Below are 10628 nucleotides of genomic sequence, written 5' to 3' on the forward strand. Positions count from 1 at the left end.
CCATCTCCAGATACTCGTCACAGCGCCCGGTACGATCCATATCCGGGCCGCCCGAGAGAACGAGTCCGTCGACATCCAACGCCTCCGGTCGTGTGGTGTTGTCGACGATTTCGGTGTCCACGCCCGCGTCGCGGAGCGCGCGACGTTCCAGATGCGTGAACTGCCCGTGGTTGTCGACGACGACGATCCGAGTCATTGGCTCCCGGTAGTCCGCAGGCGCGTAAAAACCGCTCGGAAGCGCAACTGAGACGGCTCAGTCGCGGTCGTCCCGCTCCGCGGCAGTCCGGAAGCCGAACTCCGCGTGCTCCCTGCTCCGGCGCTTCTCGCGGGCCGCAAGCGCCTCGGCGTCCGGGCCGGCGTCGTCGTCGACTCGCGCCCACCCCTCGTGGACCTTCGCGTGACACCACCGACACAGCGCCACCGTGATCTCGTGAGCCGGGTCGTTGTCGTCACCGGCCGCCCCGTAGGAGAGGTGGTGCTCCTCGAGCAGTGGCCGCGCGTCGTCGTGGGCCATCCGAACCTCGTCGAGACCGCAACGACGGCACTCGCCCCCATCGGTCGTCGAGCGGTAGTGTGGGCAGTCGCACCACTCGGCGTTCTCGGCTGCGGCGATACACTCGTACCCGGTAGCGCGGCGCTCGGCCGCAAAGTTGGGGTCGGCAGCGGCGCGTTCAAGCGCGAACCGGCACCGACCGTCCGAGGTCAGGTGGTCACACCGGCCGGCGTGGCGGTAAGGGTCGTCGACTCCAACGGGCGTCCCCGTGGGCGTCCGCTCCATACGGGATCGTTAGGCCCGCAAAATATGAACCTGTCTACGCTTGGTAGCCCGCATAGTCCATCAACTGGGCAAAGACATCCGAATTCATCGCGTCCTCGTAGACGACGGCGTTGACCATCCCACCGGGGTAACTGGTGCCGTTCATGGCGTGGCTCACCTTGTGACAGTGCATGAGGTAGATCCCCGGATCGGCGTCGGCCTCGAACTCGATGGTCTTTCGCTCGGCCGGTGACAGGGGCATGACATCCTGCTTGATCCGCTGGTTCTCGGGGATCGGTGAGCCGTCCTTCTCGACGACCTGGTATCGGTGGTTGTGAACGTGGATCGGGTGTTGCATGTAGCCGTTGTTGCCGAAGTGGACCCTGACGGTGTCACCCTCGGAGACGAGTACCGGTGACCCGTCCTCGGGGTGGAGCGTCCGCGGGGCTACCCGACCGTTCATCGTGAACACGTCGGGGTGGCGCTGACGCGGGCTGTAGTCCACGTTCTCGCCGGCCATCTGGCGGTTGAGCCGCGAGTCCCAGTCTTTCACCGTCATGAACAGCTCCTGATCCGCCGGTTCGTACCCTTCGGGGTCGACGCGGAAGAAGCCGTACATCCCCATGTCGATGTGCCGGTGGGTCTGGTAGTGGCAGTGATATAGATGGGTACCCGGCACGTTCGCCGGAATCTCGTAGGTGTGTTTCTCGCCGGGCATGACGGTCATCCCGGTCGTGGTCGGAACGCCGTCGTTCTCCCACGTCTTGCGGACGCCGTGGAAGTGGACGGTGTGGGGCATGTTCGCGTCCGTGTTGTCGAGGGTCACCTCGATGTCCTCGCCTTCCGTGGTCCGGATGACCGGTCCGGGGACGCTAGGGGTTCGGTCGTCGGCCTGCCACGCCCACACCCGCGGCAACTCGACGGGACCACCCATCGCATCGCCGGGGTGGGCAGGCATCCGCGAGGTGACCGCTCGTAGCGTTACCTGATTGTTCTGCTCGTCCACGTCGACGATCTGTGGCTTGCCCGACAGGGGCAGGTCGCCGCCGTTCTGTTGTGGTGCCGCCCCGGTGCCGGTGCTGGCGCCGGTCTCCCCCGCGCTCCCGTCTCCCTGCCGTGCGGGGTCGCCGTTCATCGGGGCCGAACATCCCGCGAGGCCGCCGATGCCCACCGCCCCGGTCGCTTTCAGGAACCGCCGGCGCGAGAGGTCCGTTCCGGGTGCTCCGATGTTGTCGGCCATACGGGCTACTCGTAGGGGGGACGGAAAGCACCCCGCGACGTTTCTCAACTGCTGGAAAAAAACCGTACGGAGGCGCTCAGTCGCCTGAAAACGAGATGTGAGTACGTCGCTATCACGGACACCCCTCCCGACGCCGCCGACCCCGAGAACGACAGCTCCGATGCCGGCTCCGACCACTTACCCGAGAAACACGTCGACGATGTCGCTCCCCCGCGACCCCGTGTCGCGGTACAGCTCGGAGTACCCACACGAGGCACACGACACCACCCGAAACGAGTTGGTCTGGATGTCGAACATCTTGCTGAGGCCGCCACCGGTCGTAGAGATTTCGCCCACGTCCGCCTCGGTGTGGCCACACTTCGGACAGCCGCGGTTGCCGTCGCGATCCATGTTCGGACGGTCGCCGGCCTCGATCAAAACCCCAACGATGGGTCAAAACACCGTTTGCGCGACGCGTCGGTCCGGGCGTCGCTACGCGTACCGCTCGTAGATGGTGTCCGCGTCGTCGGCGCTGCGGGACGCGAGATAACGCATGTCGTCGGCGATCTCCTCGAACGCGTCGGCTCGGCCCGGAAGGTCGTCGAGCAGTTCGTCAAGCCGGTCCTCGACGTCGCTCAACACCCCGTAGGCGCGGTCGGCCGTGTCGGCGGCCCGGTCCGTTCGGTCGTCCACGACCTCGTCGCGGGCCCGTTCGATCATCGACACGCCGTTCCGGATCTCATCGGCCTCGCCGGCGAGCGTGGAGAGTGCCTCCGCCTCGCTGGCCAACTGCGACACCTTGTTTTCGTACTCCGTCTCATCCATCACGTCGAGAACGGCCGCGCTCGCAGCGTTCATCTCGTCTCGAACGATAGCCATCGGATCGTCGACCTCCTCGGCAGCGGTTTCGGCGGTTTCGATGCCGGTCTCGGCGGCGTCTAGGTCACCATCGTCTATGTCGTTGTACGCCTCGGACAGTGCGTCGTGGCCGTCGATGAGCCACGACTGCGCGTCCGTCGCTTGGGTGAGAAAGCGTTGTACCGTATCGAGCGACTCGACGGTCGCTCGTTGGTCGTCGGTCGTTGCCTCGGCCTCCGCCTCGGCGAGCGACCGCTGCACTCCACCAAGCCGGAGCAGAACCTCACGCGCCCGGAACGACTCCGTATCGGCCGTCACGGACAGGAGGTCCCCGGAGACCCCGCCGGTGTAGACGTAGACGGCCTCCGTGAGTTGGTCCTGTACACTCCCGATCAACTCGGTCGCCGCCGCCGACGCCTCCGGTTCCGGCGTGGCCGTCGCCGTCGGTGTCGCGGTGGGTTCGGGGGTGGCCGTCGGGGTCGGTTCGACGGTGTCGGTCGCGGCGGGGTCGTCCGTCGACTGGCTCCGTCGGCCACCGAAACAGCCGGCGACAAGCGGGGTCAAGGAGACGAGGAACGTCCGTCGGTCCATACGCTCACGTACCGCTCTGTTTCAGTAAAACGTACCGATCTTGTCAGACATCTGTATGACGGATTCCGGAGGTGACGGGCGTGTGAAGGCCGCTGTGAGACGTGCGTCAGACATATATCAAATATTGATAAAAACCTATAGGTCGCCGTCGCCACAGAGTATGTAACGATGCCCCTCCAGGATTCACCGACCGGTCGTCGCGCCGTCGACGGGGTTGGCCCGCGAGCCGTCGCGCTCGTGGCCGCGTTGTTCATCGTCAACATCGCGTGGAACGCACTGCTCAACACGCTCGTCGCTCGTTCCGGCGCCGCGGCGGCGGCACGCCTCGCCTACGACGCGACACTCCCGTTCTCCGCGACGTGGGCGTCCGCCGGTCTCGCCGTCGCTACCGTCGCCGTCGTTGTCATCCTCACGGCTTTTATCCGGAGTGTCACTGCCGAAGCCGGTGCCCGCGGCGGGTCGCTCGGTGAGGCGGCGCTCACCTACGGCCGCGCCGTCGTCGTCGCCGTCGCCGGTGCCGTTGTCGCCGCCGTCGGTCTCGCCGTTCTCCTTTTTCCCGGACTGCTTGTTCTCGTCCACCTGCCGCTCGTGTTCGTCGCCGTCGCCACACGGGGCGACTCGGTCAGCCGGGCGGTCGGCCGCACGTGGTCGCTGGCCCGCGGAGCGCGGGCCCGCGTCGCCGCCGTTTGTCTCGCCGTCGCCACCGTCCCCTTGGCCGTCGCGCTGATCGCCATTTTCACCGACCTGCTCTCGCCCGTCGCTGAACTCGTTCTCGGCGCCGCCGTCACCACCCTCGCCGCCACCGCGGGGGTCGTCGCTTTCGCCGCCCTCACAGACTCGCTCGCCGACCTCTCGGCCGGCACGTCGGGAACCGACTCGGTTCCCCGGACCGGCTCCCGACAGCTCTGACCCGATGGCACGGGTCGTTCACCGGCACGACAGCAACCGATGTGTTCTCGCCGCCGACGCGGCCGTCGCCGACTCCGTTCTCGGTAAAGCACGCGGCCTGATGTTCCGACGGTCGTTTCCCGGTGACGGCTTGGTGTTCCCGTTTGGCGGTGGCGGCACCCGCACGCTCCATATGGTCTGTGTCACGTTCGATATCGACGCCGTCTGGGTGCTTGACTGCCGCGTCGAACGTGTCGCCCGCCTGCCGGCGTGGACCGGTCTCGGCCGTGCAAGCGCCGACACGGTTATCGAACTTCCGGCTGGCACGGCCGACGCGGTGACGGCCGGCGACGAAATCCGGGTCGAACGGTCGTAACATACATTACCGCCCGGAATATTAAGCGCTCCCGCCCACGATTCGGCGCATGGAGATTCGTTCGAGCGACGACGCCGAAACGGTTGAGGCGGTCCCGGATGTCCACCTCTCGCAGTTGGCGGCCGGCGACGAGATGAGCGTCCAAGGCTACACCATCGACCCCGGCGCAACGGTCCCCGCACACAGCCATCCACACGAGCAGGCGGGGTTAGCTATCCGCGGCGAGGCGACTTTTCGACTTGACGGCGAGGAGCGTGTCGTTACCGCCGGCGACAGCTACGTCATCCCGGGTGGCCAGACACACGCGGTCGAGAACCGCGGTGACGGTCCGTTTGAGGGCGTCGACGTGTTCAGCCCGCCTCGAACTGACCCGGACTGGCGGGACTAACCGTCGCGGCGCAGGCGCCGCACGACAAACGACTCGTCGAGTTCGCCCAAGAACTCGCCAAGCCGGGGGCCCTCGGTGTCGTCGAAAAAGAGCCGATAGCCCGCCGCGAAGAAGTCGCCCACCTCGACCCCGTGGTCTCGGGCCGTCTCGTACATCCGGCTCTGAATCTCCTCGCCGCCGTGGCCCGCTGCGACAAAGGCTGCGAGGTCGTCGAGGGCTGCCCGCACGTCGGCGTCGAAGTCTACCGTCGGGAGGTCGGCCTGTAGCCGGTAGTTGTACGCGTTGTCCATCCGCTTGGCCCAGGTGCGTGCGCGCTCGACCCGCTTCATCGCCGCTTCTATCGCCCACTCGGGCGTGCCGTCGTCGACGAACCCCTGACTGCGCGCCATCCGGACCCGGAGGCCGTGGTCGTCGGTCATCCCCAACACCGCCGCAAAGGTGTACGGCAGACGAACCCGTTCTTTGCGTATCTCGTCGACGACGAACGGGTACGCGCGGTCGGCCAGTGGCTTCAGATCCTCGTCCTCCTCCTCGCCGAAGAACACCCGCTCGAAGCGGTCGAACTCGTCGACGAGGAGATCGATCCGTTCGATGTCGAAGTCCTTCGCTCGTTTCGGGTTGCGAATGAAAAAGTACCGGAGCACCTCGGGTTCCAGCAGCGAGAGCACCTCGTCGACGGTGACGACGTTGCCCGACGACGACGAGAGCGGTTCGCCGTTGAGGGTGAACCACTCGTAGGTCATGGGGACCGGCGGTTCCGTCTCAAGCACCCGACTGGCAATCTCCTGCCCGCTGGGCCATGACCCTTCGGCGTGGTCCTTCCCGAAGGGCTCGAAGTCGACGCCCAACACGCGCCACTGCGCGGGCCACTCGAAGCGCCACGGGAGTTTCCCCTCGCTGAGCGTGGCGGTCCCCTCATGACCACAGCCCTCGATGTGGTCGCCGCCGGCGTCCAGTCCGGAACACCGATAGTCGACGGCTCCGGCGCCGGCATCGACGCCGCGGATGTCCTGCGTGAGGCGATCACACTCCGAACACTGTGGCATGAACGGGACGTAGTCCTCGTCGACCCCGTCCTGATATCCGGCGAGCACCTCGCGGGCGAGGTCACGTTTCTCCAATAGTTCGCGGGTAACCTCCTCGAACTCACCGGCGTCGTAGAGGTCGGTGTTCGACACCAACTCGACGGGGACCGAGACGGCCTCGGCGCTACGGGCAAGCAGGTCGGTGAAGTGTGCACCGTAGGAGTCGGTGCCGCCAAACGGATCCGGAATATCGGTGTACGGCGTGCCCAGATTCCGGCCGAGGGCGCCGGCGTCGACGTCGCCGAGGCCGACGAGGGTCCACTCGTCATCGGCGAGGGTCCGGGGCACGCTCCGGAGGGCGTCGCGGTCGTCGCTGGTAAACACCTGCCGGACCTCGTGGCCCCGGTCCCGGAGAACGCAGGCGACGAAGTAGCCTCGCATGATCTCGTTGAAGTGGCCGAGATGCGGAACACCGGACGGCGAGACGCCGCCCTTGATAACGACGGGGTCGTCGGGGTCGCGGGCCTCGATGTCGTCGGCGATGTCGTCGGCCCAGAAGGCGTTGTGGTCGGCGGTCATCGGCCCCAGAGCCCCGCGTCGTTACAGCCGGCAGGAACGATGTCGGTTCCGGAGTGGTCACCGTCGAGCACGGCCGATACGACCCGGTCGGGGTCGGTGCCGTCGAGAACGACCGTCCGTACCTTCGAACGTTCGATGAGTTTCGCCGCGAGCAGATCCACGGGTGCGGAGGCCCCCGCACCGCGGCTCATCGGGGTGATCAGATCGACCAGTTCCGTCCCGGTGAGGCGGTCGTACTGCTCCGCGCTCCCGTCGCCGTTCGGGTCGGCGCTGAAGACGCCGTCGACGCTCGTTGCGTACACCAACAGGTCGGCGTCGACGTACTCTGCAAGCGCCGCTGCGACGGCGTCGGTGGTCTGGCCCGGCATGACCCCGCCCATCACCGGCACGTCGCCCCGGCGCAACGCCTCGCCGGCCTCCTCGTACTCGTGGGCCGGCGACGGGGCCGACAGGCCGGCCAACGCCGCGATCAGCAGACGCGCGTTGATCCGGGTGACATCGATCCCGATCTGATCCAACTGTACCTCGTTCGCGCCGAGGCCGCGTGCCGCGTCGATGTAATCGCGGGCGACGCCGCCGCCCCCGACCACCGCGCCGACCTCACACCCATCGTCGACGAGGCGTTCGACCGCCGACGCATGGCCCGCGACGTGGTCGGTGTCGAGGTCCGGCGCGAGAACGCTCCCGCCAATAGAGATCACGACTCGCATTACCCGTTGGTAGCTGCGAAATCGGCTTAAGGGTTGTCAAGCGGGTGTCGTGCGCGAGCCGTCCACGTGGCCTCGGTTCACACCGTCGAGTCACAGTTAAGGGTCCGCGCCCGCGTCGGTCCTGTATGAAGACGCTCAACCTCGTCGGCCAGAATGCTGTCGGCCTCGCCGACCGACTCGTCGCCCGACTCGACGGCCGGGTTGCCACCGTGGAGACACTACCCGAAACTGCTGCTCGGGACACCGATGCCGGTGCGGCTTACGGACTCTCGGCCGACGGCTCGTGGATCGGCGCGGGCGACGACCGGACCCTCGACGACCTGCTCGACTCGCTGACCCCCGAGTACGACCACGCACTCACCGTCGGCTTCGACGACGCGCGCCTCCCGACGGTCGCCCTCGGCGACGCCGACCCGACCGGTGACGTGGTCGTCACCGCTCCCGACGCCGATGCCGCTGACATCGACGGGATCCTCGACGCCGTCGACACACTCGAACCACACGTCACGCTCGAATCCCTCATCACACGGGCAAAGGCGTCGCCACGTGCCGACCGCGCCGGCGCCATCGCCACGTTCACCGGTCGCGTCCGGGCGAAAGACGCCGAGGACGACGATCCGACCACGCACCTGGAGTTCGAAAAGTACGATGGCGTCGCGGCCGAGCGCATGCGAACGATCCGGACGGAACTCGAGGCCCGAGACGGCGTCTTCGAGGTGCTGATGCACCACCGAACCGGAGTCATCCCCGACGGTGAGGACATCGTTTTCGTGGTCGTTCTTGCAGGCCACCGAACCGAGGCCTTTCGCACCGTCGAGGACGGCATCAATCGCCTGAAAGACGAGGTGCCGATATTCAAAAAGGAGTCCACGACCGACGAGGAATTCTGGATTCACGAGCAGCCCTGAGGCCACGATCCGCCGGTTTCGGCGGCCGAGTCGGGATCATATATTCTTTCTACTCTGACGTGAATAGATGGCTAAGAATAACGTATAAAATATCTCGAGACGTTGTAAAACGTCCTGAACGTTTTCCGAAACGGGGTGAATTGCTAAAAGCGTCCGAACTTCACCGAACGTTCACCCCTTTATAATATCCCCCGACGCATGTGTGTCTTCGAGGCGACAACAAATGAGCGCAACCACAGACCCCTCCACCGACTCCGACTCCGACTCCGACTCCGACGACAGCAGGTCCAAAGAGGAACGACTCAAAGAGTACCTGCTCTCGAAAGCCCAAGACGGCGAACTCTACTTCAAGAGCAAGTTTATCGCCGACGAGGTCGGTCTCTCGCCGAAGGAGATCGGCGCCCTGATGGTCAAGCTCCGTGACTCGGCGTCGGACCTCTCGGTCGAAAAGTGGTCATACACGAGCGCGACCACGTGGCGCATCGAGACTGCCTGACCGATTTCAACCGCTCGACCCCCGCGGTCCCCGCCCGTTGTCACGGGTTTTATATCGCTGACCGACTTACCGGAAACCGATGGACGGAGCCGACGGACCACCGTCCGATGTTCTCGAAACGGTGTTTCATATCCGGGAGACCGAACACGACGGCGACCGGATCCGGTACTACGGCGAGCCGCTGGTTCCCCGGCGCTCGCTCGCGGACGAACTCCGAGAGCCGTTTCGCCGCTCGGGCTACCGCCTCGATGTCGAAACGGGGCGTGAACCACACGAAACGACGGTCGTCGCAACGCCGGCCGACGGCCGTATCGACGGTGTTCCGTGGCTGAACCTCGTCCTGTTCGCCGCCACGGTCGTCTCGACGCTTCTCGTCGGCGCTGTCGCGTGGTACTACATCCCGCCCTCTGACCTCGCGTCGAACCCCCTGCTCGCGCTCCGAGCGTGGCCGTTCACCGCCGCCGTTCTCGGTGTGTTGACGACCCACGAACTCGGCCACTACGCCCTCGGCCGCTACCACGGGGTCGACGTTTCCCTCCCGTATCTCATTCCGTTCATCCTCCCCTTTGGGACTCTCGGAGCTGTCATCCGCATGCGCGGCCGGATGCCCGACCGGAGGACCTTATTCGACATCGGCGTTGCCGGTCCGCTCGCCGGCCTCGCCGCCACCGTCGTCGTGACTGCCATCGGGCTCTCGCTGGAGCCGATGACCGTGCCCGCGAGCGTCTTCGACACCTCGGGGCAGGTGATCGTGTTCAACGACCCACCGCTGCTTGATCTCATCGCGACGGCGCTCGGTCAGCCGACGGAGTATGCCGACCCCACAAAGACCGTCCACCCCGTCGTCATCGGCGGCTGGGTCGGGATGTTTTTCACCGTTCTCAACCTGTTGCCGGTCGGGCAACTCGACGGCGGCCACATGGTTCGTGCGATGCTTGGCCGGCGTCAGGAGACGGTCGCGTCGCTTGTCCCTCTCGTGTTGTTCGCCATCGCGGCCTACCTCTACTACGTTCGGAACCTCGGGTTCAACGAGTCCGTCGGTCTGTGGGCCGTCTGGGGGCTGTTCGCCACCGCTATCGCGTACAACGGCCCCGCGAACCCAGCGGACGAAACGCCGCTCGGGTGGAAGCGACAGGCTCTCGGCCTGTTCACCTTCGGCCTCGGCGCGCTTTGTTTCCTGTTGGTCCCCATCCAGTTGTTGGGTTAGTGGGTGTACCCCCGGTCCGGTAGCGGGTCGTCGTCCGCGACGACGCCGTTCTCCGTCACCGTCCCGATGCGGGTGATCGATACCGACGTCGCCGCCTGAGCCGTCGGTAGCGCCGTCTCCGGCAGCGTGAACACGAGTTCGAAATCCTCGCCGAAGAAGGCCGCCAGATCCCGGCGGTCGACCGCGTCGGTCGCGACGGCGTCGACGCTCTGATCGACGGGGAGTCGGTCCCAGTCGACGCTGAACCCACAGCCACCCGCCGCCGCGAGCTGGTGAAGCGACCGCGCGAGGCCGTCCGAGGAGTCCATCATCGCGGTGGCGACGTCCGCGAGTTCACGCGCCGCCGCCACCCGTGGCTCGAATCGGAAGAGGTCGTTCCCACGGTCCGTGTCCCCACGCTCGAACGCCCGGATCGCGGCCCCGCTCCGGCCGAGCGTTCCCGTCACACAAACGGCCTCCCCCGGCGACGCCCCGTCCCGTGACACCGGATCGTCGACCCGCCCTACGACCGTTCCCGCGACGGTGAACTCGTCGTGATCGTCGAGGTCACCGCCGACGTACCGTGCCCCGACCGACTCACAGGCCTCGGTGGCTCCCCGGACGAACGCACGAAGCTCCTCTCGGTC

General features: G+C 66.3%; 14 protein-coding genes. 6 read left to right on the forward strand and 8 right to left on the reverse strand.

Annotated elements, in window-relative coordinates:
• From Q0925_RS05425 to Q0925_RS05445, 5 genes are all read right to left on the reverse strand, one after another.
• The coding region (locus Q0925_RS05425) for a glutamine amidotransferase-related protein (RefSeq protein ID WP_414652096.1) at positions 1-196 on the reverse strand (196 nt) is incomplete at its 3' end.
• A gap of 57 nt (positions 197-253) precedes the next feature.
• Complete coding sequence (locus Q0925_RS05430; protein ID WP_299332556.1) at positions 254-778, reverse strand: DUF7097 family protein; 525 nt, start codon at positions 776-778, stop codon at positions 254-256.
• Positions 779-812: 34 nt separating this feature from the next.
• Positions 813-1997, reverse strand: a complete 1185-nt coding sequence (locus tag Q0925_RS05435; protein ID WP_299332557.1) for a multicopper oxidase domain-containing protein — start codon at positions 1995-1997, stop codon at positions 813-815.
• A gap of 177 nt (positions 1998-2174) precedes the next feature.
• Positions 2175-2387, reverse strand: coding sequence for a zinc ribbon domain-containing protein (locus Q0925_RS05440; RefSeq protein ID WP_299332558.1), 213 nt, complete (start codon positions 2385-2387; stop codon positions 2175-2177).
• Positions 2388-2468: 81 nt separating this feature from the next.
• Positions 2469-3425, reverse strand: coding sequence for a hypothetical protein (locus Q0925_RS05445; protein WP_299332559.1), 957 nt, complete (start codon positions 3423-3425; stop codon positions 2469-2471).
• 168 nt (positions 3426-3593) lie between these two features.
• On the opposite strand from Q0925_RS05445, the gene Q0925_RS05450 reads away from it, so the two are divergent.
• The 3 genes from Q0925_RS05450 to Q0925_RS05460 are packed head-to-tail and all read left to right on the forward strand — an operon-like array spanning position 3594 to position 5077.
• Positions 3594-4334 (forward strand): hypothetical protein, encoded by a 741-nt coding sequence (locus Q0925_RS05450; RefSeq protein ID WP_299332561.1) that lies wholly within the window; start codon positions 3594-3596, stop codon positions 4332-4334.
• 4 nt (positions 4335-4338) lie between these two features.
• On the forward strand, positions 4339-4689 hold the full coding sequence (locus Q0925_RS05455) for a DUF192 domain-containing protein (protein ID WP_299332563.1): 351 nt from the start codon (positions 4339-4341) through the stop codon (positions 4687-4689).
• 49 nt (positions 4690-4738) lie between these two features.
• Positions 4739-5077 (forward strand): cupin domain-containing protein, encoded by a 339-nt coding sequence (locus tag Q0925_RS05460; RefSeq protein WP_299332565.1) that lies wholly within the window; start codon positions 4739-4741, stop codon positions 5075-5077.
• Here Q0925_RS05460 and lysS read toward each other — a convergent pair.
• Both lysS and pyrH read right to left on the reverse strand, forming a co-directional pair.
• Complete coding sequence (lysS, locus tag Q0925_RS05465; RefSeq protein ID WP_299332566.1) at positions 5074-6681, reverse strand: lysine--tRNA ligase; 1608 nt, start codon at positions 6679-6681, stop codon at positions 5074-5076. The genes Q0925_RS05460 and lysS overlap by 4 nt on opposite strands.
• A complete protein-coding gene (gene pyrH, locus Q0925_RS05470; protein WP_299332567.1) occupies positions 6678-7391 on the reverse strand; it encodes a UMP kinase in 714 nt (237 codons plus the stop codon). The genes lysS and pyrH overlap by 4 nt, the downstream gene beginning before the upstream one ends.
• A gap of 125 nt (positions 7392-7516) precedes the next feature.
• Between pyrH and Q0925_RS05475 the strand changes: the two genes are divergently transcribed.
• From Q0925_RS05475 to Q0925_RS05485, 3 genes are all read left to right on the forward strand, one after another.
• Positions 7517-8299, forward strand: a complete 783-nt coding sequence (locus Q0925_RS05475; RefSeq protein ID WP_299332569.1) for a molybdopterin synthase — start codon at positions 7517-7519, stop codon at positions 8297-8299.
• A gap of 223 nt (positions 8300-8522) precedes the next feature.
• A complete protein-coding gene (locus Q0925_RS05480) occupies positions 8523-8795 on the forward strand; it encodes a DUF7123 family protein (protein ID WP_299332571.1) in 273 nt (90 codons plus the stop codon).
• A gap of 79 nt (positions 8796-8874) precedes the next feature.
• Complete coding sequence (locus Q0925_RS05485; RefSeq protein ID WP_299332573.1) at positions 8875-10002, forward strand: site-2 protease family protein; 1128 nt, start codon at positions 8875-8877, stop codon at positions 10000-10002.
• On the opposite strand, the gene Q0925_RS05490 is transcribed toward Q0925_RS05485, so the two are convergent.
• Positions 9999-10628 (reverse strand): thiamine-phosphate kinase (locus Q0925_RS05490; RefSeq protein WP_299332575.1); only part of this gene is annotated, 630 nt, incomplete at its 5' end. The genes Q0925_RS05485 and Q0925_RS05490 overlap by 4 nt on opposite strands.

The sequence above is a fragment of the Haloplanus sp. genome, from assembly GCF_028275055.1.
Lineage (GTDB): Archaea > Halobacteriota > Halobacteria > Halobacteriales > Haloferacaceae > Haloplanus.